The 19,451-nt window shown below is 67.4% G+C and carries 22 protein-coding genes and 4 pseudogenes; 12 read left to right on the top strand and 14 right to left on the bottom strand.

The window, feature by feature from the left end:
• Window positions 1-118 (top strand): annotated as a pseudogene (locus ABGB17_RS19645) (IS5/IS1182 family transposase); the annotation flags it as partial.
• Between the two features lie 23 nt (window positions 119-141).
• On the opposite strand, the pseudogene ABGB17_RS19650 reads toward ABGB17_RS19645, so the two are convergent.
• From ABGB17_RS19650 to ABGB17_RS19660, 3 genes and pseudogenes are all read right to left on the bottom strand, one after another.
• Window positions 142-267: pseudogene (locus ABGB17_RS19650) on the bottom strand (IS5/IS1182 family transposase); the annotation flags it as partial.
• Window positions 268-839: 572 nt separating this feature from the next.
• Window positions 840-1,034, bottom strand: coding sequence for a DUF397 domain-containing protein (locus ABGB17_RS19655; protein WP_347631536.1), 195 nt, complete (start codon window positions 1,032-1,034; stop codon window positions 840-842).
• Complete coding sequence (locus ABGB17_RS19660) at window positions 1,027-1,854, bottom strand: helix-turn-helix transcriptional regulator (RefSeq protein WP_347631538.1); 828 nt, start codon at window positions 1,852-1,854, stop codon at window positions 1,027-1,029. The genes ABGB17_RS19655 and ABGB17_RS19660 overlap by 8 nt, the downstream gene beginning before the upstream one ends.
• 124 nt (window positions 1,855-1,978) lie before the next feature.
• Here ABGB17_RS19660 and ABGB17_RS19665 point away from each other — a divergent pair, with 124 nt between their 5' ends.
• A complete protein-coding gene (locus ABGB17_RS19665; protein ID WP_347631540.1) occupies window positions 1,979-2,578 on the top strand; it encodes an ATP-binding protein in 600 nt (199 codons plus the stop codon).
• A 537-nt stretch (window positions 2,579-3,115) separates the two neighbouring features.
• Here the strand turns inward: ABGB17_RS19665 and ABGB17_RS19670 are convergent.
• The 4 genes and pseudogenes from ABGB17_RS19670 to ABGB17_RS19685 form a co-directional block, all read right to left on the bottom strand.
• On the bottom strand, window positions 3,116-3,532 hold the full coding sequence (locus tag ABGB17_RS19670; RefSeq protein ID WP_347631542.1) for a PIN domain-containing protein: 417 nt from the start codon (window positions 3,530-3,532) through the stop codon (window positions 3,116-3,118).
• Window positions 3,508-3,819 (bottom strand): hypothetical protein, encoded by a 312-nt coding sequence (locus ABGB17_RS19675; RefSeq protein WP_347631544.1) that lies wholly within the window; start codon window positions 3,817-3,819, stop codon window positions 3,508-3,510. Before ABGB17_RS19675 ends, ABGB17_RS19670 begins: the two co-directional genes overlap by 25 nt.
• 266 nt (window positions 3,820-4,085) lie before the next feature.
• Window positions 4,086-4,181: pseudogene (locus ABGB17_RS19680) on the bottom strand (peptide-methionine (S)-S-oxide reductase); the annotation flags it as partial.
• 189 nt (window positions 4,182-4,370) lie between these two features.
• A complete protein-coding gene (locus tag ABGB17_RS19685) occupies window positions 4,371-4,790 on the bottom strand; it encodes a hypothetical protein (RefSeq protein ID WP_347631546.1) in 420 nt (139 codons plus the stop codon).
• 204 nt (window positions 4,791-4,994) lie between these two features.
• On the opposite strand from ABGB17_RS19685, the gene ABGB17_RS19690 reads away from it, so the two are divergent.
• The gene (locus tag ABGB17_RS19690; RefSeq protein WP_347631548.1) at window positions 4,995-7,682 is read left to right on the top strand and encodes an AAA family ATPase; all 2,688 of its coding nucleotides are present in this window, start codon (window positions 4,995-4,997) and stop codon (window positions 7,680-7,682) included.
• On the opposite strand, the gene ABGB17_RS19695 is transcribed toward ABGB17_RS19690, so the two are convergent.
• Together ABGB17_RS19695 and ABGB17_RS19700 are read right to left on the bottom strand one after the other, a co-directional pair.
• Window positions 7,675-8,289: a hypothetical protein gene (locus tag ABGB17_RS19695; RefSeq protein ID WP_347631550.1), complete on the bottom strand. Its 615-nt coding sequence runs from the start codon at window positions 8,287-8,289 to the stop codon at window positions 7,675-7,677. The two genes, ABGB17_RS19690 and ABGB17_RS19695, sit on opposite strands and share 8 nt — an antisense overlap.
• A gap of 3 nt (window positions 8,290-8,292) precedes the next feature.
• Window positions 8,293-8,676, bottom strand: a complete 384-nt coding sequence (locus ABGB17_RS19700) for a hypothetical protein (RefSeq protein ID WP_347631552.1) — start codon at window positions 8,674-8,676, stop codon at window positions 8,293-8,295.
• A gap of 311 nt (window positions 8,677-8,987) precedes the next feature.
• On the opposite strand from ABGB17_RS19700, the gene ABGB17_RS19705 reads away from it, so the two are divergent.
• Window positions 8,988-9,452 carry a GNAT family N-acetyltransferase gene (locus tag ABGB17_RS19705; protein ID WP_347631554.1) on the top strand — a complete coding sequence of 155 codons (465 nt, stop codon included), beginning with the start codon at window positions 8,988-8,990 and terminating at the stop codon, window positions 9,450-9,452.
• 135 nt (window positions 9,453-9,587) lie between these two features.
• Here the strand turns inward: ABGB17_RS19705 and ABGB17_RS19710 are convergent, their stop codons facing one another.
• Window positions 9,588-10,034: a hypothetical protein gene (locus ABGB17_RS19710; RefSeq protein ID WP_347631556.1), complete on the bottom strand. Its 447-nt coding sequence runs from the start codon at window positions 10,032-10,034 to the stop codon at window positions 9,588-9,590.
• A 38-nt stretch (window positions 10,035-10,072) separates the two neighbouring features.
• Window positions 10,073-10,174 (bottom strand): annotated as a pseudogene (locus tag ABGB17_RS19715) (peptide-methionine (S)-S-oxide reductase); the annotation flags it as partial.
• Between the two features lie 38 nt (window positions 10,175-10,212).
• On the opposite strand from ABGB17_RS19715, the gene ABGB17_RS19720 reads away from it, so the two are divergent.
• The 7 genes from ABGB17_RS19720 to ABGB17_RS19750 all read left to right on the top strand — a co-directional run bounded on the left by ABGB17_RS19720 (window position 10,213) and on the right by ABGB17_RS19750 (window position 15,509).
• Window positions 10,213-10,974 carry a recombinase family protein gene (locus ABGB17_RS19720; RefSeq protein WP_347631558.1) on the top strand — a complete coding sequence of 254 codons (762 nt, stop codon included), beginning with the start codon at window positions 10,213-10,215 and terminating at the stop codon, window positions 10,972-10,974.
• 46 nt (window positions 10,975-11,020) lie between these two features.
• Window positions 11,021-11,659, top strand: coding sequence for a zinc ribbon domain-containing protein (locus ABGB17_RS19725; RefSeq protein WP_347631560.1), 639 nt, complete (start codon window positions 11,021-11,023; stop codon window positions 11,657-11,659).
• 536 nt (window positions 11,660-12,195) lie between these two features.
• Window positions 12,196-13,446, top strand: coding sequence for a replication initiator (locus ABGB17_RS19730; protein ID WP_347631562.1), 1,251 nt, complete (start codon window positions 12,196-12,198; stop codon window positions 13,444-13,446).
• 138 nt (window positions 13,447-13,584) lie between these two features.
• A complete protein-coding gene (locus tag ABGB17_RS19735; protein WP_347631564.1) occupies window positions 13,585-14,226 on the top strand; it encodes a helix-turn-helix transcriptional regulator in 642 nt (213 codons plus the stop codon).
• A gap of 128 nt (window positions 14,227-14,354) precedes the next feature.
• A complete protein-coding gene (locus tag ABGB17_RS19740; RefSeq protein WP_347631566.1) occupies window positions 14,355-14,684 on the top strand; it encodes a DUF296 domain-containing protein in 330 nt (109 codons plus the stop codon).
• A 220-nt stretch (window positions 14,685-14,904) separates the two neighbouring features.
• Window positions 14,905-15,213, top strand: coding sequence for a hypothetical protein (locus ABGB17_RS19745; RefSeq protein WP_347631568.1), 309 nt, complete (start codon window positions 14,905-14,907; stop codon window positions 15,211-15,213).
• 11 nt (window positions 15,214-15,224) lie between these two features.
• A complete protein-coding gene (locus ABGB17_RS19750; protein WP_347631570.1) occupies window positions 15,225-15,509 on the top strand; it encodes a hypothetical protein in 285 nt (94 codons plus the stop codon).
• A gap of 222 nt (window positions 15,510-15,731) precedes the next feature.
• Here ABGB17_RS19750 and ABGB17_RS19755 read toward each other — a convergent pair whose 3' ends face one another.
• A complete protein-coding gene (locus ABGB17_RS19755) occupies window positions 15,732-16,178 on the bottom strand; it encodes a hypothetical protein (protein WP_347631572.1) in 447 nt (148 codons plus the stop codon).
• 538 nt (window positions 16,179-16,716) lie between these two features.
• Complete coding sequence (gene msrA / locus ABGB17_RS19760) at window positions 16,717-17,379, bottom strand: peptide-methionine (S)-S-oxide reductase MsrA (RefSeq protein WP_347631574.1); 663 nt, start codon at window positions 17,377-17,379, stop codon at window positions 16,717-16,719.
• A 144-nt stretch (window positions 17,380-17,523) separates the two neighbouring features.
• Between msrA and rarD the strand changes: the two genes are divergently transcribed.
• On the top strand, window positions 17,524-18,477 hold the full coding sequence (rarD, locus tag ABGB17_RS19765; RefSeq protein ID WP_347631576.1) for an EamA family transporter RarD: 954 nt from the start codon (window positions 17,524-17,526) through the stop codon (window positions 18,475-18,477).
• Here rarD and ABGB17_RS19770 read toward each other — a convergent pair.
• Window positions 18,453-19,448 (bottom strand): polyprenyl synthetase family protein, encoded by a 996-nt coding sequence (locus tag ABGB17_RS19770; RefSeq protein ID WP_347631578.1) that lies wholly within the window; start codon window positions 19,446-19,448, stop codon window positions 18,453-18,455. The two genes, rarD and ABGB17_RS19770, sit on opposite strands and share 25 nt — an antisense overlap.
• Window positions 19,449-19,451 lie beyond the last annotated feature (3 nt).

Below are 19,451 nucleotides of genomic sequence, written 5' to 3' on the forward strand. Positions count from 1 at the left end.
GCTGCACCACTTCCGACGGCTGCGCATCCGCTGGGAGATCCGCGAGGACATCCACCGAGCCTTCCTCAGCCTCGGCTGCGCCCTCATCTGCTGGCGACGCCTCACCTCATTGCGTTAGGAGCTCTTAGCGTCGACGATGGGTGGTTGCCCGCCGTTACAGCCCCGCTTGAGGCGGTTGGCCCGCCGACGCTTCTTGATCGGGATCACCGCCTTGATGCCGTCCCTGCGCAGGGAGGCCCAGTTGCTCCGAGAGGAGTACGCCTTGTCCGTCAGCACGGTCGCTGGCGGGATGTAGTTGATGCGGTAGACGTGGACGTGGACGTGGCTCACCGCCCCGGTTCCGGTCTGCCCGGACGGGAACCTCCTTGGCAGAGCGCGTCAACGTCGGATCCGGCGCCATGCGACCTGCGGCCGTGTGGGAAGGTCGGCCGGTGGCGCTGACGGACACTCAACTCCACGTGGTCCGGCGATATACGACGAGCACGGCGACGGCGGGAAACGCCGCCACATGTCGCGGTCTAGGTGTAGTGACCACGAGCGTTGGTGACAGTTGGGGTTGATCTGACAGCAGCGCGGCCATCAGGAGCATGCGACGGCAGCCGCACACCACCTTCTGACCTCCGTCTTCGGCGAGAGAGCAGAGTGATTGTTCCACCTGAAAAGCGGAAGGTCATTGCCGTACTTGGGTCGGTTTGCCATCGGACAATCTGGGGGCCGACCAACAGGCCCGGCAAAGCATCCACACAGCGCCGAAGGTCGCACGGCGGCAGGCTGAGCAAGAGCCGCCCGGCTGATGATTCGGCAAATCCCCACCAGGAGCGGGTACGGGCTGGCACGGCCTAGAGCCGGCCCGCCTTGACCTCGCCGAGGAACACAAACCACTCACTGGGCGGGCAGACAAGCACAGGGCCATCGGTGATCTTGCTATCGCGGAGCGCGCGCCGACCTGGGAGGTTGGAGGCGACTTCTACGCAGTTGCCGGCGTCGGTGCTGTAGGTGCTTTTGCGCCATTGTGCGCCCCGAAGGTCACTCACCTTGGTTCACCACTTCCTGTATCAGTCGAACTGACTGTCTGGCCGGTAGGGCTTCTGCCCTGATGGCGTCGTACCGTGCTGAGAGTTGGGCGATGGTACGGCGATCGTCCAGGGTCCGGCCGACAGGCTGTGAGTCCGTGTAAGCAGCGTAAGCCGATCCGTTGCGTTCGGCGATGATGAATCCGCCCGACAGCCCGCAGTGCGCGCCGGCGTCCGACGGGACGACTTGAAGTGTCAGGTGAGGATGCCGGGCCATCTCGATCACGAGCTCTAGCTGTTCTCGCATGACCTGTGCGTCGCCGATGCGCCGTCTGATCACGGCTTCGTCGATGACGACGCTGGTCAACGGCGGCTTGTCCTTGGTGAGAATCGCCTGGCGGCGCATGCGGCTCGTGAGACGCGTCTCCAGCTCCTCGCTGGTGATGCCGGGCCACGTGCCTAGGATCTCCCGCGCGTAGCTCTCGGTCTGCAACAGGCCGGGGATGATCAGAGGTTCCCATGTGCGCAGGCTCATGGCGTCTGCTTCCTCCTCCAGCCATGGCCGTAGGTATTCCGGTGCCTGCTGCTGCCATGTCGTGGCGGCTTGCAGCCGGACCATGACTCCGTCGAGCCTCAGTGCTTGATCGGCCAGCTCGGCGAAGCGCTCTGACGGCGTGCGCTTCATGGTCTCGACTAAGGCGACGAGAGCGTCCGAGTACCCCATGCGTTCTGCCAGCTGACGCTGGGTCAGCCCAGCCGCTTGACGGTATCGGCGCAGCTCGAAGGCGAAGAGGTGACGCGGTGACTCATGAGGGTTGATCTCCTCTTTGCTTGCGGACAAATCCCACCTTCCGGTTCAGATAGGGTCCTTTGCTGACTAACTAACGTGCTTACGTGAGTTGTAGTTAATACGTAAAACCAAACCGGCTCCAATGCTAGCGCTCCAGCGTCAACCTGGTAAGGCGATGTTCCCGGACGTCGCTAACCCTCTGCCGACTGAAGAGGTTAGGCGCAGAATGAGAACAGGAACACTGCTAGGTGTAATAGACCTGGTCGGCCGACCGGAATCCGTCCAGCTCGCTCGACAGTTCGCGAGCAGCAGGCTCGGGGAGGGTCACCCCGCTCTGGAAGACGTCATCCTTCTCACGTCCGAAGTCGTCACCAATGCCATAACGCACTCCAACTCGCGCGACGGCGGAAAGGTGACCGTGGTGATGGTGGAATGCCACGAGTACATCCACGTCAACGTCTCCGATGCTGGAGCCGATACGGCTCCTCGGCTCCGCACCGACGCCAACGGGGAGAACGGGCGCGGCCTGGTGTTGGTGGACGCGCTGTCCAGGGATTGGGGCGTACGCGAGGACGCCGGCAGGCGGACCGTCTTCTTCGAAGTCGCCTACGACTTCAGGCAAGCGCCTGCGCACCTCAGGCAGAGCGCGATGCGCAGGACCGCCGAACGAGCTGCGCGCACGGTGACGGAGAGCGCTGCCGTTGGGTGGAAGGCCCCGGACGACGCCCCAGCGGCCGGCTGTCACGCTACTGAAGCCGAACGATGGGTTGAGTAGACGGCTGACAGATCACGACGGTGCTCGGCCGACCGGTGCCGAGGCACGAGGCACCGGTCCTTCGATCCTCCCTGGCCACGCGCGTACAGAAACCGAACTCAGGCGATCGTCCGGCCTGCATGGGCTGAGGCGTAGAGACGGCGCCCCGTCAGAGCTGTACCTGATCGCCCCCGGGAGACCATTCTCCGGTCAGGCTGCGCTCACGACGGCGGCGGCCGGTGCTCCCCGTCGGGACCGGCCCTCAGGGCCGCACGCCCGGCGGGGAGGGCACCCTCACCACCGATCCGGTAGCGCCATCGGTTCGAGATGGGCTTCTTGCCCAGAACAAGAACGAGACCTCCGAGCAGGCCTGACCACCACCGCCCGGAGGTCTGCGCAATCCGGCTACTCCTCTGAAGAGGTCGTCAGCCCAGTCGGGCACCAGGCCCAAGGGTCACCTGCGTTGACACCGGTGCCGCCTATGCCGCAGTAGCCGTTGGGGACCTTGTGCAGGTACTGCTGGTGATAGTGGTATCGCCAGGGCGACAAATTGCCGCGCTACACGCGGACCAGGCGGACTGCTTTGCCGCAGAGCTTGCTCATGTCGTCTTCGTCTGACGTGAGGATGAGGACCGGGCGGGTGGAGCGGAGGGCGGTGGCGGCGACGACGGCGTCGATCGCGTACTTGTGGCCGTGGAGACCGCTGGCACGGAGCAGGCCCAGTGCTTGGGCGGAGACGTCCTCCGTCATTGGCTCCACACGCAGGCGCGACAGGTGCCAACGCAGGCGGTCGTTTGTCACACGCGGGTCGAAGGCTTCGATAGGCGTCAGAGAGCTGACGGCGACGCGGAAATCGTTGCTCTGCGCTTCTCGGACGATCGCGGTGACCCGCTGATCGGCCGCACACCATTTGGAGAGGCCTTCGGAGTCCAGGATGACGGTTCCGGCGCTCAGCTTGCTTCGTGCGCGTGCCATCCGCTGTCCTCCTGCAGTTCGGGAGCGGACTTCACACTGCGGAACAGGTCTTCCGCCTCATCACGGAAGCGCTGGGGAATCGGGCCGTTCTCCTGTTCGTTGGCTTGAAGCGCTTCCTCCAGCAGGTCTCGCTCGATCTGGCGCTCCACCGCGGCGTCAACGTAAGCGGAGAAACCGCGGGTACCAACACGTTCCTTCACAGCGCGGATGTTGCCGGCACGCAGAGAGACGCTGACCTTGGCCGCTGGCCCCTCCCCCGGCGGAAAGGCTCGTTCAGGCAGACTCATGGACCAATCTTACTACTTCGAGTAGCAAATTACCCACCTTCTGGGTGGAGCAGCAATCGCCGCCCTGGCGCGCAACGCGCTCCATGCGATCACAACCCAGACGATCTCGGACAGCCGAGGAGGTGCGGGGGCGGAGCCCCTGCCTCGGGGTTGGGGCGGGAGCCCCAATAAGAACAGTCCGAGCAGAGCGAGGGCCATTTCCGGGCGCAGCCCGCACACGCACTACGGGCCACACCTGGACGTGGTGCGGCCCGTGGCTCTGTGGGTCAGGCTTCGCCGGCGGTCAGGCCGATCGGGCAGCTGACGCCGGTGCCGCCTATGCCGCAGTAGCCGTTGGGGACCTTGTACAAGTACTGCTGGTGTTAGCAGTTCGCCTCCCGCAGTAATTCTGAGCGCTCGTGCTCGGTCACCCTGCGAGCAGTCTCGGACAGGGACCGCCTGGACGGTTTTCCCGCACAGTTTGCTCATGTCGTCCCATCGGATGTCAGAACGATGACCGGGCGCACCGAGCGCAGCGCGGTAGCCGCGAGTCCCCACATCCCCTCACCCGCTCAGGCCTTGCGGAGCCCGGCGAACTGCAAGCCGGTGAAACCTGCCACCACCGCCGCCTGGGCGATCACGAAGGCGGCGCCCAGACCGGCCAGCGGGAACCACCCGGCGATCAGCATCTCCGCGCTGGCCAGCACCCATGCCACGTTGACCACCATCACCGCGATCACCGCCGCCCTGTTCACCACCGGACGGCCGGCAAGGTAGAGGAGAGTCGCGGCGAAGGCGACCAGGAACGCGCCGACCGGCACGAGGAAGGCGGCGGGCAGGCCGAACATCGAGCCGAAGATCGCTGCGACGGCCAGGAAGACGAGGCCGTTGGCGCCCGACCCGATGGCGTCCTGCTTGAGCGCGAACCGCAGCAACTTGCCCTCGGCGTTGGAACCGGCGGCAGTGGTGGACCCGTCGGCAATGGCGGCCATGATCAGTCCTTTCGTGGTGCGGGACCCTGTCGTCCCTGCTGCCATCGAAATTACGCAGGCCGGTGCCGCGCCGAATCTGTCATCGTGACGGTAGTGCCCGGTCACGGTCACCCGCTCGCACACTGGGCACGCGTTTCCAGCCCTGCCACTTCGCCGCCGATGCCACGCCGGAGGTAGGACGCACGTTCCGCTAGATTTTCGGCCATGTTGTACGGGCGGGCTGCGGAGCAGACGCAGGTGGATCGGCTGCTGGCGGACGCGCGGTCCGGGCGCAGTGGTGTGCTGGTGGTGCGGGGGCAGCCGGGCATCGGGAAGTCCGCCTTGCTCGGCCATGTGACCGAGCGCGCCGCGGGAGTGCGAGTGCTTCACGGGGTCGGCATAGAGTCCGAGGCGGAGCTGCCGTATGCGGCCCTGCATCTGCTCCTGCGTTCCGAGCTTGACCGGATCGACGCGCTGCCCGAACCACAGGCGGCGGCACTGCGGGGCGCGCTGGGCCTGGCTGCAACGGCTTCGGTGAACCGGTTTCTCGTCGGGCTGGCCGTGCTCAGCCTGCTGGCCGAGGTCGCGGGCGACGGGCCGCTGCTCTGCCTGGTCGATGACGCGCAGTGGTTCGATCGGGCGTCCATCGACGCGCTGGTGTTCGTGGCGCGGCGGCTGGACGCGGAAGGCATCGCGCTGGTGTTCGCGGGAAGGGAGGAGTTCCACCCGCAAGGGCTGCCCGAGCTGTGGCTGGACGGTGTGGACCGCGACGCCGCCGTCGCGCTGCTGGCCGAGTCGGCCAGGGACCTGGCGCCGAAGGTGCGTGACCGCGTCCTGGCCGAGGCGTGCGGCAATCCACTCGCGCTCCTCGAGCTGCCGTCCACGTTCACCGCGGAGCAGCAGGCCTGGCAGCTGAACCCCTTCACCACGACTCCGGTCGCCAACCGGGTTCAGGAGGCCTTCCAGCAGCAGATCAGGGCGCTGCCCAGCACGGCTCAGGCCCTGCTCGCGGTGCTCGCCGCCGACGACACGGGCGACCTGGGCATCGTGCTGCGCGCCGCAGAGTCCTTCTCCGCCCGGCTGGCAGACCTGGAAGCGGCGGAGCAGGCCAAGCTGGTCACGGTGAACGGGGCCGCGGTGGCCTTCAGGCACCCGCTCATCAGGGCCGCTGCCTACCAGAACGTGCCGTTGACGTCGCGGCTGGCCGTACGGCGCGCCCTCGCCGAGGTGCTCGACGGCGGCGAGCACGCCGACCGCCGGGCCTGGCATCTGGCCGCGGCGACGACCACGCCTGACGAGGACGTGGCGCTCGGGCTGGAGCTGGCCGCGGAACGGGCGCGCACCCGTTCCGGTTATGCGGCCATGGCCGCGGCCTACGAACGGGCCGCCGAGCTCACCCCCGACACCGCCAAGCGCTCGGTACGGCTGGCCGCGGCGGCCGTGGCGGCCAGCGACGCGGGCCAGCCGACTCGTGCGAGCACGCTGGCTGACCGGGCCAGTGAGGAGATCCAGGACCCGCTGGCCCTCGCCCGCCTGATCCAGGTGCGCGCCCATCGGGAGTTCGAGCAGGGTAGCCAGGCCGTGGCCGGCGAGCTCATCATCGCCGGCGCGGAGCGGGTGGCCCCGCAGGAGGCCGAGCGGGCGGCCTACCTGCTCGTGGAGGCGGTGCGCTGCGGGTGGTACGCCAGTGACCCGGGCCTGGCGCAGCAGGCGGCGACGCTGCTCAGGGCCCTGCCCGAGGTCGGCTCCCCGCTGGTGAGCGGCGCGCTCGGGCTGGCCGCACTGATCAACGGCGAGCTGCAGGATGCGGTCACGCTCATGCAAGGGCTTGTGCTCGCTCCGGATCTGTCCGCGCTGCAGGTGCCGGGTCTGCTCTTCGTGGCCCAGCTGTGCGCGCCGATCGGGCGCTACGGTCAGGGCGAGGCCGTCGCGGCGCGCGTCGAGGCCGAGTGCAGGGCCCACGACATGGGCGGCTGGCTGACCGTCGCGGTGGAGACCCGGCTGCAGGCGCAGATGCTGCTCGGCAGGTATCGCGAAGCGGCGGCCAGGCTGGAGGAGATCATCCCCATGGTCGGCGACCTGGGACAACGGAACGGAGCGGTCGCGCTCACCGCGCTGCTCGCATTGGCCCGCGGCGAGCTGGGTGACGAGCAGGGTTGCCGGGCGGCGGCCGCTGCCGCCTTGGAACAGGCGGGAGCGCGCGGGCTCCGCACGGCTGAGGCGGTCGCGGTGGCCGGGCTCGGCCGGCTGGAGCTCACGCTGGGCCGGCCAGAGGCGTCGCTGGGGATCCTGGAGAGAATTTCCCCCGCCATGGTGCCTGTGTCCGTCTTCTCCGCCCCCGACCGGATCGAGGCCGCGGTCAGGGCAGGCGAACCCGAGCAGGCGCGCGAGCCCCTGGCGTACTACCTGGACTGGGCGGCCGGCATCGGCGTGCCGTCCGCCGATGCGGTCGCTCTGCGCTGCCGTGCCCTCGTCGAGGACGACGAGGACCTGTACGACGAGGCCGTGCGGGTGCACGAGCAGGGTGAGCAGCCGCACGAGCAGGCCCGCACGCGGCTGCTCTACGGCGAGTGGCTGCGTCGTGCGCGCAGGCGCGCCGCCGCCCGCGCTCAGCTGCGCGCCGCCCTGGAGACGTTCGACCGGCTCGGCATGAGGCTGTGGGCCGAGCGGGCCCGCGCGGAGCTGCGTGCCACCGGCGACGTCCCCGCGGCCCCGCGCCAGGCGGACGACCCGCTCAGCGTCCTCACCGCGCAGGAGAGACAGGTGGTACGTCTGGCCGCCACGGGCGCGTCCAACCGCGACATCGCGGCCCAGCTGTACCTCAGCCCGCGCACCGTCGGCTACCACCTCTACAAGGCCTTCCCCAAGCTGGGGATCTCCTCGCGGGCGGAGCTGGCCGCGATCGCTACCTGAGCCTGCCGTACAGCTCGGTGATCTTGGCTTCGTCGGCAACGAGCGGCAGCCGGTCGAAGGTCAGGGTCCAGTCGTTCGAGATGCCGCTGGTGTCGCCGACACGCTCGATGATGCCGAAACCGACCGGTTCGGTCTGCCCCTTGGGCAGAAGCGTGCCGTGCCATTCCAGGTATGTCGCGCCGTCGACCTTGACTGCCTGGCCCGGCTGCAGCTGGACGTCGCTGACCTGGTCGAAGAACCTCTTCAGGTAGGCGAGCTTGCCGTGCGTGGTGCGCAGCGTGCGGTCGTTCAGGCCGGGGGCGGACAGCGGCGCGCCGGTGAACCGTTCGACCAGGGCTTCCGCGTCCTCGGCGTTCCATGCTTCGGCGCGGGCGACGAGCTCGTCGGGGCCGAGGACAGGCCTGCGGCCCTGATCGGGGGCGCTGCCATCGGCGACGCCGGCGAACAGCTCGGGCAGCTCGGGGGCGAGCAGCTTGAACAAGCTGTGCCGGTCATAGTAGCGACGGCCCTGGACGACCTTGCCGCCGTCGGTCAGCTGGACCCGGTAGACCGCCGGGTAGGCGATCTCGTGGCCCTTGACCGTGGCCTTGTTGTGAGCTTCGAACATCACTCAGGCGGGACCGTTCACAGCGATGTGCGTCCCCTGGAAGCGGAAGTCGGGGATGAGGCTGAGCGTTCCGCTGATCGACTTTCTGATGGCCTCCTCACCCTGGAGCAGCGGCCTGCTCGCCTTCGCCGGCTCCCACAGCGTCGCGTCCTTGGACCAGATGTCGACGTAGGCGCTCACCCGGTCGGGCGTGGTGACCTTGCCGAACGTGATCTGCCGCTTGATGAACGTGCAGGCGTTCGGCGACACCCAGCCGCTGATGGAGGTGACCTCCGGCCGCGCCTCCGCGCAGCCCGCTCCGTCCCAGCCCTTCTCGGTCGCCTGCGCCGGGCTCACGATCGTGCACAGCGCAAGCGCCGCCCCGACCGCGAGACCCATCCCTGCCATCCGCGTCGCCTTCATGACCTGCCCTTTCGATGTTCTTTCAGGTGACACCGAAACTAGGCCGATCTACTTCGCGGCAAATCTGTCAACGTGACGGTAGCCAGGCGTGCCGCACCCGGCTCTCAGCCGCCCGCCCGGACGGCCCGCATCCTGATCGGTGTGGTCGCCGGGCTGGAACCCTGTACACGAGGCTGACCGACCTAAGCTCTGCGCGGACTGGCCATCATGTCGCCCGGCGACACTTCCCCTCATGCCGATGAGCGGATGCATGACGCCGAGGGACACCGATCACCACTCAGCCCGATAATGATCTGATGAGCATCCAGATTCGACGGCCCCAGCCAGGCACCGAGGCGGAGTTCGTAACAGGGCTGGAGTGGCTCTTCGACCCGCCCGGCAGCCGTCCTCCGGATTGGGACCGCGACCGCGCCGTCGAGCGCACCGCCCAGGTCCTCGCGAGCGAGAACGTCGCACTGTTCGAAGCCCGCTCGCCTCAGGACCAGTTGGTCGGCGTTGCCAGCGTCTACCTGGACATCCTCTCGGTGCGCTTCGGTCGCCGGGCTTCGATCGAGGATCTCGCCGTGCACCCCGAATGGCGCTCCCGAGGTGTCGGCGCCAGCCTGCTGACAGCCGCCAGGACGTGGGCGCAAGAGCATGGCGCCGACTACGTCTTCCTGGAGTCCGGCGTCGCACGAACCGAGGCGCATCGCTTCTACCTTCGCCAAGGTGCAAACCACGCGGCCGCAGCGTTCAGATGGACGGTTGGACACAATCGCTGACGAGCTTCGGTCGTGAATCGCCTTATCAGCTTCTGCCGCGAGTCGCGTCCCCGGCACAACTCCGGATTGATCATGTCAACCATCACCCGAGGCCGCAGTGTCAAGCATCAACCGAGGTAGGACAGTTACCGACGGCTACCAGTTCGGCGCCAGACCGTTCGGCCTACGAGTCCACCACCATCGGGTCTCGGTCCTCTCAGAGAGGGGCCGCCAGTACTGCCCGAGCTCCGCACCGCCGTCCTCGTGCGTCACCGCTCGGTAACGCTCGTCCAGCCGATCCAGGGCATGCCGGAACTTGCCCCGCAGCTTCCCGCGCAGGGCCTCGCAGTACTCCTCCAGCCCATCCCGCACGGTCAGATCGAGGATGTACTCCTGGACCGGATAAAAGTCCTGGCCAGGCCACTCCTGTTCAATGCGCTTGACCAGGAGTTCCCAGAGCCGCAGAGACGACAGGACGCCATAGACGGGTTCCTCCGCCTGGGCGACGGATTCGGCTGCCATCCCCTCCTTCTCCTCGGCAAGGCACTGGAGATCCAGGACGGCGACCTCCTGACGTTCCGCGGGAGTGAGGATTGCGGTCAACGCCTCCGTCTCACTCCCGCGTTGAATACGTCGAGCCACTAGTTTCCGTCACCAGAGGTCAAGCCGACAGGGCAGGCGACCCCGGTTCCGCCTATGCCGCAGTAGCCGTTGGGGACCTTGTACAAGTACTGCTGGTGGTAGTAGTACTCCCAGGGCTGTAATTCCTGTGGAGGTGCTCATGGGCCAGGTTCCCCCGGTCGTTCCCGTCGTCTCCTACGCTCGCATCTCGGCGGACACGCGGCGCGATGAACACGGCGTGCAGGATCAGCACACGATCAACCGGCGGACGGCGGCGCGGCAGGGCTGGACCGTCGTGCATGAGTTCACGGACAACGACAAGTCAGCTGCCAAGGCTGACGTCGTGCGGGATGACTCCGAAACCATGCTGAGGGCGCTTCGGGCGGGGAAGCTAGTCGACGGCACGCCGGTTCGGGGCGTCGTGATCGTCGCCGATGATCGATTAACCCGCCGTCCTGGCGACTACGAGCGCTTCGTGGAGTCGTTCACGTACAACGACGGCTTCGTGTTCGCGGACGCGAAGCAGACCAAGAACCTGTACAGCGAAGACGTCGAAAGCATGGGGCTCTTCGGGGTGGTCATCTCGAAGATGGAGGTCCGGAAGATGCAGCGCCGCATGCGGAGTTCCCACCGGGCCCGCGCCGAGAGGGGCGAACCGGTCGGCGGGACTCGGCCGTTCGGATGGCAGGCTAACCGCTTGACCTTGGACGCCGGCGAAGCACCACTTCTCCGTCAGGCGGCGATCGACTTCATTCGGGGGCGTTCCATCCACTCGATCGTCGTCGAGTGGCAGGCGCCGGGAGATCATGACATCGCGCGGCAACCCCTGGACGTCGAGATCACTGCGGCCGGCGCTGGACAACCCCCGTATGTGCGGCTGGCGTCAGCTCGGCGGGGAACTGGTCCGGGACACCAACGGTGATCCGGTCGTGGGGCGATGGGAGCCCATCATCACCCCTGATCAGTGGTTGGCGATCAAGGCCATCATGGATGCTCGCCGGGGTCGTCAGATCTACCCAGATGGCAAGATCGGCGAGATCCGTCCCCCCGACTTCACGGAGTACCGGTACCTCCTCACCGGCATCCTCCGGTGTGGACGCGTGAAGCCGGACGGTGCGACCTGCAACGCGTCCATGCGTGTCACCCACCAGCGTGACTGCAAGCAGCACATCTACGTGTGCCCGGACAAGACTCAAGGCGGGTGCGGCGGTGTGGGCCGACGCGGTGACCTCGTCGACTTCTTCATCTCGGAACTGGTGCTCACCAAGATGGAGGAAGAGGCGACGTTCACCAGCTCTGACACGGTGACGGCGTGGCCTCGGGAGCAGGAATACCAGGACGCGAGGAACCGTCTGGAGGCGCTCACCCAGCAGTGGGAGGCGGGACAGGTGACGAACGACCATTACTTCCGCCTGCTCCCCCGGCTGGAGAAGTCGATCGCTGATCTCCGCGCGGAGTCGGCCCGGTTCAAGGCGACGACCGAACGGCGGCAGGCCAGGGCGAAGCAAGCGAGAAACCGGCCGCGACAGCAGACGCGAGCGCACGAAAGCCACCGGGCGAAAAGAGATGATCAGCCGTTCCGCTGGAGGGCCCCGGCCCAGCGGTAGGCCACAGAACTTGGCAGCGCTCACCGGTTGAACCGTCGCGAACAACACTCCACGATCTTCTCTCGCTGAAAGCACCACCACTCCACAGGCCGCCATCACCTGTCTTCGGCCTGCCGTGCGCTGGTGCTTTCGTCGTCTTCGGACGTGGCGGGTGGCTTCCGCCCGAGGAAAGGAGGCCCCTGCTGGTACCCGATGAACTGGGACCGTATGCCGCGCTTGCTGCGGAGTGGTGCAAGCGCGAGATCGCCGAGTCACCCCGGTGGTCTGCCGACAAATGGCGTCGCATCGCCACCATCCACGGGATGGAGTACGTGGAAGACGTACCCACACCCGCCCCGTCCGCCGAGAGCGGGAGGGATGCCGCGTGAGCGAGGCTCCCTCCTTCTCCCCCGAGGTCTTCGCCGCCGCGCAACGCGCATCCATGCCCGACTTCGCCCGGTGGCAACAGATGGTGCGCGCGACGGGCGGCTGCGCCGAACCGATCCGGCTACAGGGGCACCGGATCACTTTCGACTCCGCCCCTAGAGATCCTGGACGTGTACCAAACGGCCGATGAGCCGACCGGATTCCTGCTCACCGCCTGCGGCAACCGCCGTGCCTCCCGCTGTCCCGCCTGCTCGGAGACCTACCGAGACGACACCTACCACCTGATCCTCTCCGGCCTGCGGGGCGGCAAGGGCGTGCCCGAGGACGTGAGCGCCCACCCACGGGTATTCGCCACCTTCACTGCCCCCTCCTTCGGCGCTGTCCATGCTCGACGCGAGAGGGACGGCAAGGCGCTCATGTGCCGGCCCCGGCGCGACACCCCCGTGTGCGAGCACGGACGGCCGGAAGGCTGCGGGGCACGTCACGAGCAAGACGATTCCCAGATCGGGCAACCCATCTGCGTGGACTGCTACGACTACGTCGGCGCGGTGCTGTGGAACGCCCACGCCGGTGAGCTGTGGCGCCGCTTCACCCAAGCACTCCCGGCCTCCTTCGCTCGACGTCTGGGCATCACGCGTGCCGCGCTGCGCAAGCGGATGCGGCTGTCGTACGCCAAGGTGGCGGAATACCAGGCGCGCGGCCTGGTCCACTTTCACGCCGTGATCCGCCTCGACGGACCGGCCGGCCCTGCCGATCGTCCCCCGGACTGGGCAGCCGTCCCCGTCCTACAGGACGCCATCCGTGAGACGGCGGCCTCCGTGTCGGTCCTGGTCCCAAAGGACGGTTCCCCCTTCACCGGCCGGTGGGGCAGTCAGCTCGACGTGGATCCCATCTACGTCTCCCCTGCTCTGGAGGGCGTAGCAGATCAACGGGTCGCGTCCTACATCGCCAAATACGCTACAAAGGGCGCCGAGTCGGCCGGGACGGTGGATCGCCCGATCCGCGACATCAGGTACGTGGCCGGGCTGGAGGTCACCGAGCATGCCCGGCGCATGATCTACACGTGCTTCATCCTCGACCGGCAGCCGGAGTTCCGGCTGCTGCCGCTACGGCAATGGGCTCACATGCTCGGCTACCGGGGCCACTTCTCCACCAAGAGCCGCCACTACTCCACCACCCTCGGCGCCCTGCGGCAGGCACGGGCCGACCACCAGGCCGAAGCATCTCGACAACGGCGCGGCCTCCCGGGCCTCGGGACCCGTCAGACGGTCACAGCCGGACAATGGGGGTACGTCGGCAGCGGGCATCGCGACGGTGAGCACTTCTGGGCGGAACTCGCCCGGCAGCGCGTCTCCGCTGCCCGCCGGCTCGCACGCCAGCAGCAGCACCCAAGTCCGCGGGATGGGGGCGGCTGCCCATGAACGTAGTGGAGTGGCCGGCGCCAATGCGACGCACCCCGAAGGGGCCGCGAAGCGGTTGGGGCCGGCGACGCCACCCCTTTGCAGAGTGAGCACCCCGATCCCGAGGTCGTCGGAAGCTCCCAAGCGTACGATCGGGACGTGTCGATCGGACCCCTGATCAAAGACCTTCGTGAAGCGGCCGGACTCTCCCAATCGGAGCTTGCCGACGTCCTTTGCGATCTCTCCGGCAGGCCGACAGTCACCCGAGAAACGGTCTCACGCTGGGAGAACAGCAAGCGCAATCCAACGTTCTGGCTACCGTTCCTGGCCGAAGCGCTGGACGTCCCTCTGAGTGTCTTGGAGTTCGGGGAAGTGAGAAGACGTACGTTCGTCGTCGGCACCGCTCTCGGCGCGTTGAGCCCGATGATTCCGCCGACCACCAGAAACACAGCAGCAGAGATCGTGACATCGATCGCGAGCGGCGACCCCAGCCCACTGGCCACCGTCCAGACCTCGCACGAAACCGATCTACTCATCTCGCGCTTCGCCTCACAGGACACGGCGACCGTGCGCCATCTCGTCCGATGGCTTGACGAGGGACCGCCCGTCCTGCGCGTCAACGCATGCGGGATCGTCGCGAAAACGTCGAAGATCGATTTGATCGACTCCGCGACACACGCGCTCCGGCGTGACGCTGAGATTCGTGACCTCTACATGTGGGCTGTCGGCAAACGCGTAGGTGACAACCCGAAAGCCCTGATCAAAGAGCTGTACAACCCCAAGGACGCCGGGGCCCGCTGATGCTCGGCGATGATGCTCCGTCAAGGCCCCGCCGAGTTGGTGACCCCGGCCCTTCGCGCCGCTCTACGATCTGAGCCGATCCCGGAGAACATCCGCACCATTGGCCTGATCCTGAACGGAGCAGATCCGTGCATCTGATCGAAATCAAGAACGCCGAACTGATGGAGACCTTGCAGGCACGCGTCACGGAACTCGGCATCACGAACGGCGCTGTCGTCTCACTCATCGGCGCCGTCGACTCGTTCCGCATCTCCACCATGCCGGAGGACGACGCGACGAAAGACATCGTGACCGACTACGAACTACCCGCCGAGATGAGCGGCACCGGGGAGATTGTGGACGGCATGCCGCACATCCACGCCGTTATGGCAGTACAGGGTGACAGGGGCATAGCAGGTCATCTCCACGCCGCATCGGTAGGGACCTGGTTCGCCCGCGTCTACATTCAGCCGTTCTAGGAGAAATGTCGGCGAGTGGCCACCCTCCCTGGCCACTCCTCGAGCGTAGGCAAGGGCGTTCCCTGGGAATGTGCTTGCAGCGACCCAGGACACTCCCGCTGCGGGCACAACAGATGCCCCTGGAACGAGCACTGGGAGGAGTCAAACAATGGCCGCAGGCTGGAGGGTAGACCGCCGAGAGGAACAAGCCGACCGCCACCGTACTTACCTGGCGAAACTGGTGCCCTTACTCGAGGAGCAGGGCCTCTCCACCCTCATCACGAAAACGATCAAGCTGTCCGTGGCGGGCGGCGACTACAAAACTCCCACATCCATGCTGGACTTCTACCCTCCGGAACTGGACGTCTGGAGCGCCGACGGAACGCCGGTCACGACCATCGCCATCGACGAGGGACGCGCCAGCGAAACCCCGTACTACACCTACCGGCGGCGCGGCGGCGACCCCCCGCAAGTGCTGTGCCCCATCGACGCCCCTGGCGACGGCGCACAGTCGGTAGCCGCGATGGCCAAGGCAGGACCCGAGCGGTAAGCCCGGTTGCCGTGTACCCCTACATCCGCCACGACCCACCGGAAGATCAACGGCAAGCGAACCCGGACACCGTCAAGCGGGTCCGCTCCGCAGTGGCGGACATCGTAGAGACCGAACGGCGACGGCACCGGGCTGAGGGCCTGGTGCACTCATGGGACCTCAACCGTGAGGACCTCGACAAGGCGGCCGTCTCGTTGGGCATCCCCCCGGTGTCCGATGAGGAGTGGGGCACGATCCTGGCCGCGCGCGGTAAGCCAGACCAACCACCCCCTGATCACATCGTGCTGGATGGGTGAGGGCGTAAGTAGTCCGGCGCGATGGAGCCCCCCACCGGGGAAGCGATGGTGGGGGCTCATCCATGCTTGGCAAATTTGCTACGGACAGTTCCCCCGGGTTCCCGATGGACCGGCGCGAAGCGCCGGGCCTTCGATCGCCCCCGACCCCGTGTGGAGACAAGCCACCGCATGGCGATCGTAGGGCTGTACCTGATGAACGCGTAGGGACGCCTGCCATCCCTGCTAGTAGTAGGTGTAGACGGGGACCGAGAGAGTGGTGTACCGGCCCTGTGCCTCTGTCACCCTGACAAGGGTGAACGCCGCAGCGCGTGTGACGTTCCAGGTGTGCGCGGCCAGCACCCACGGGGAGCTACAGGCCAGCTGCGTACCCGGCTGGAGCATAACCGGCTGGAGCCGAGACGGTCCGCAGTCGGTCGTGCCGTACTCCGGAAAGGAGATGAGCGATACCAGTTCCGTCAGCTGGATGGCCTGGTCCGTATTGTTGATCACCGTCGACAGGCCCCGGCGCTGGTCACCTTCTGCCTCGGTGCAGGTGACGATCAGAATGTTGGGAGTATCTGCCCGCAGTTGCTGCTGCGCACAGTCCACGGTGCTGGCATGAGCTGGGCCGGCGAGGCCCAGGGTGGCAACGCCGGCCGCCGCGAACATGAGAATCAGGCTCTTGGTCAAGATTCGCATGTGGTACCTCCACTTTGGACATCATCGATGTGTTATCGAAACATCCATCGGGCCGTTCGTACCATCCCTTCATGTCTTCAGGGCCGGCGCCGTAGCTGCCAGACGTGTATGGCTCCGCGACTCCCGGCCAACATGACCTCCTCAACCGGCTGCGCCGTGTCGCCGGCAACCAGCCAAGCCGGCAGCGTGCGCCGCCGCCCGGCGGCACCGGCCGTGAAACTTCCACGGAGGCCCGTCCCGCCAGCGTTTCGCGCGGCGCAGGGTGTCCACCGCCTCTAGGCCGGTAGCTTGATCAGCCCTCACGTCGACATCTCTTGTAGTGCAAGGCTGCTCACGTGCGGCGGTCGGTGCTCCCGGCCGGGACCGACCTGAAGGGGCGCACGCCCGGCCGGGAGGGCACCGGCCGCGCGGCGCGCTTGCGCGCCGCCTTGACCCTGTAGAGAAGGTCCTCGCCGGAGAAGGGTCTAGCCCAAGATCCGCGCCGGGGTTGCCGGGAATCCTGGGCCGGGATGCGGGTGGAACCGCTGGTCTACGCCTCGCCGGTTGTCAGGCCGATCGGGCAGGAGACGCCGGTGCCGCCGATGCCGCAGTAGCCGTTCTTATTGCGGTGGAGGTACTGCTGGTGGTAGTCCTCGGCTGGGTAGAAGGTGGGGGCTGGGCGGATTTCTGTGGTGATTTGGGGGTGGCCGGCCTTGGTCAGGGCCTGCTGGTAGGTGTCTCGGCTTGTTTCGGCGGACTTTTGCTGGGCTTCGGTGTGGGTGTAGATGGCGCTGCGGTACTGGGTGCCTACGTCGTTGCCTTGGCGCATGCCTTGGGTGGGGTCGTGGGACTCCCAGAAGACCTTGAGGAGTTCCTCGTAGGTGACTTCTGTGGGGTTGTAGACGACGCGGACGGCTTCGGTGTGGGCGGTTTGGCCGGTGCAGACCTCTTCGTAGGTGGGGTTGGGGGTGTGGCCGCCTTGGTAGCCGACCAGGGTGGTCACTACGCCTGGGGTTTGCCAGAACTTGCGTTCGGCGCCCCAGAAGCAGCCGAGGCCGAAGTCGGCGATCTCGGTGCCCTCGGGGTAGGGCGGGGCCAGGGGGGTGTCCAGGACGGCGTGGCGCTCGGGGAGGGGGATGGGGTCGGAGCGACCGGGGAGCGCTTCGTCGGGGGTGACCATGGACGTCTTGTGCTTGGCGAAGAGCCAACCCATTTGGGGCACCTCCGTTGGGATCAGGGTTGCACTGGGAGTAACCGCTGGGGGGACTGACTTGTTCCCTGGGATTAGCGATGCTTAACAGTAGGGCAATGCGTTACTTATTTGTGGTTAAGGAGTCTACAGAGGAAGATGGCGGTTATGCCTGACTCACGACGTGGTGTCCTGTTCGGTGCGGCGGCGTACACCATGTGGGGGCTCTTCCCTCTGTACTGGCCGTTGCTCCGGCCTACGGGGGCGGTGGAGATCCTCGCGCACCGCATCGCCTGGTCGCTCGTCGTGGTGCTCGGGGTGTTGCTGGTGCGGCGGCACTGGTCGTGGATCAGGACGATCGTGCGGCGGCCGAGGACGTTGCTGCTGCTCACCCTCGCGGCCATGGCGGTGACGGTCAACTGGGGGCTGTACATCTACGCGGTGAACAGCGGGCATGTGGTGGAGAGTTCACTCGGGTACTTCATCAACCCTCTGGTGAACGTGCTGTTCGGCGTGCTGGTGTTCCGGGAGCGGATGCGGCGCTGGCAGTGGGTCGCGGTGGGGCTCGGCGCGCTGGCGGTGGTGGTGCTGAGTGTGGACTACGGGCGGCCGCCGTGGATCGCATTGGTGCTGGCGGCGAGTTTCGGCACGTACGGGCTGCTCAAGAAGTCCGCGGGGGTGGGTGCGGCGGAGAGCCTGGCGGTGGAGACGCTGGTGCTTCTCGGGCCGGCGCTCGGCTACCTGCTGGTCCTGGAGTTCCAGGGGGCGGGGACCTTCGCCGGGTACGGGGTCTGGCACGCGGTGCTGCTGGCCGGCGCGGGGCTCGTGACGGCGGTGCCGCTGATGATGTTCACCGCGGCGGCGATCCGGGTGCCGCTCACCGTGCTCGGGCTGCTGCAGTACATCGCGCCCATCCTGCAGTTCCTGTGCGGCGTGCTGGTCGCGCGCGAGGTCATGCCGATGAGCCGGTGGGTCGGCTTCGCGGTGATCTGGGCGGCGCTGGCAGTGTTCAGCTGGGACAGCCTGCGTCACACGCGGGCGGCACGGCGCCGCGCCGCGCGGCCCGCGGAGCCTGTGGCGCCCCTCGGACGGGTGCCTCAGCCCGAGCGGTCGGCCACGTAGGAGCACAGCGCGAGCAGCGCCTCGCGGGCCGGGATGTCCGGCAGGGCCAGCAGGTCCAGCCGGGCCCGCTCCACCCATGACATCAGCTCGGCCCGTGCCCGGTCCATCGCGGGGTCGGCGCGCAGCAGCGCCACCGCCTCCGCGACGTGCTCCTCGGGCACCGGGCCGCTGAGCAGCTCCCGCAGCCGCGCGTTGCCGGGCTCCTCGGACGCCAGCACGTACAGCACGGGGAGGGTGCGGACGCCCTCGCGCAGGTCCGTACCGGGGGTCTTGCCGCTCTCCCCCGCCGACGACGCCACGTCGAGCAGGTCGTCGCCGAGCTGCCACGCCACGCCGATCGCCTCGCAGGCGCTGGTGAGCCGCTCCACCACCGCGGCGGGCGCCCCGGCGAGCATCGCGCCGAACCGGCCGGAGGTGGCGATCAGGGAGCCGGTCTTGTCGGCCAGCACCTCGAGATAGTGGGTGACGTCGTCCACGCCGGGCCGCGGGCCGATGGTCTCGCGGATCTGCCCGCGCACCAGCCGGGAGAACGTGCGCGCCTGGATGCGCACCAGCTCGGGCCCGAGGTCGGCGAGGATCTCGGACGCCTGGGCGAACAGGTAGTCGCCGGTGAGGATGGCCACGGTGTTGTCCCACCGGGCGTTGGCGGACGGCGAGCCCCGGCGCACCGGGGCCTCGTCCATCACGTCGTCGTGGTAGAGCGTCGCCAGGTGGGTCAGCTCGATCACCACGGCCCCGGGCACGACACCCGGGGCGCTCGAGTCGCCGAAGTGCGAGGCCAGCAGCACGATCATCGCGCGGAAGCGCTTGCCCCCCGCCTCGATGAGGTGCTTGGACGCCTCCGCGACGAAGGCGTCCTCACTGTCGGCGGATGCCCGCAGTAGCTTCTCGACGGCGTCGAGACCGCTGGCGATGTCCGCTGCCAGTCCCTCGTCGATGAAAGGCAGGTCGACTACGGGCGGCGCGGCCATGAG

It is taken from the genome of Sphaerisporangium sp. B11E5 (assembly GCF_039871875.1).
Classification (GTDB): Bacteria; Actinomycetota; Actinomycetes; order Streptosporangiales; family Streptosporangiaceae; genus Sphaerisporangium.

What these genes read in the sequence shown, in the direction of transcription:
- ABGB17_RS19770 (WP_347631578.1), bottom strand. Translation starts at nt 19,448, where the DNA reads ATGGCCGCGCCGCCCGTAGTCGACCTGCCTTTCATCGACGAGGGACTG.
- ABGB17_RS19705 (WP_347631554.1), top strand. Translation starts at nt 8,988, where the DNA reads ATGAGCATCCAGATTCGACGGCCCCAGCCAGGCACCGAGGCGGAGTTC.
- ABGB17_RS19695 (WP_347631550.1), bottom strand. Translation starts at nt 8,289, where the DNA reads ATGTTCGAAGCTCACAACAAGGCCACGGTCAAGGGCCACGAGATCGCC.
- ABGB17_RS19700 (WP_347631552.1), bottom strand. Translation starts at nt 8,676, where the DNA reads ATGGCAGGGATGGGTCTCGCGGTCGGGGCGGCGCTTGCGCTGTGCACG.
- ABGB17_RS19690 (WP_347631548.1), top strand. Translation starts at nt 4,995, where the DNA reads ATGTTGTACGGGCGGGCTGCGGAGCAGACGCAGGTGGATCGGCTGCTG.
- msrA (WP_347631574.1), bottom strand. Translation starts at nt 17,379, where the DNA reads ATGGGTTGGCTCTTCGCCAAGCACAAGACGTCCATGGTCACCCCCGAC.
- ABGB17_RS19670 (WP_347631542.1), bottom strand. Translation starts at nt 3,532, where the DNA reads ATGGCACGCGCACGAAGCAAGCTGAGCGCCGGAACCGTCATCCTGGAC.
- ABGB17_RS19685 (WP_347631546.1), bottom strand. Translation starts at nt 4,790, where the DNA reads ATGGCCGCCATTGCCGACGGGTCCACCACTGCCGCCGGTTCCAACGCC.
- ABGB17_RS19665 (WP_347631540.1), top strand. Translation starts at nt 1,979, where the DNA reads ATGTTCCCGGACGTCGCTAACCCTCTGCCGACTGAAGAGGTTAGGCGC.
- ABGB17_RS19720 (WP_347631558.1), top strand. Translation starts at nt 10,213, where the DNA reads ATGGGCCAGGTTCCCCCGGTCGTTCCCGTCGTCTCCTACGCTCGCATC.
- rarD (WP_347631576.1), top strand. Translation starts at nt 17,524, where the DNA reads ATGCCTGACTCACGACGTGGTGTCCTGTTCGGTGCGGCGGCGTACACC.
- ABGB17_RS19675 (WP_347631544.1), bottom strand. Translation starts at nt 3,819, where the DNA reads ATGAGTCTGCCTGAACGAGCCTTTCCGCCGGGGGAGGGGCCAGCGGCC.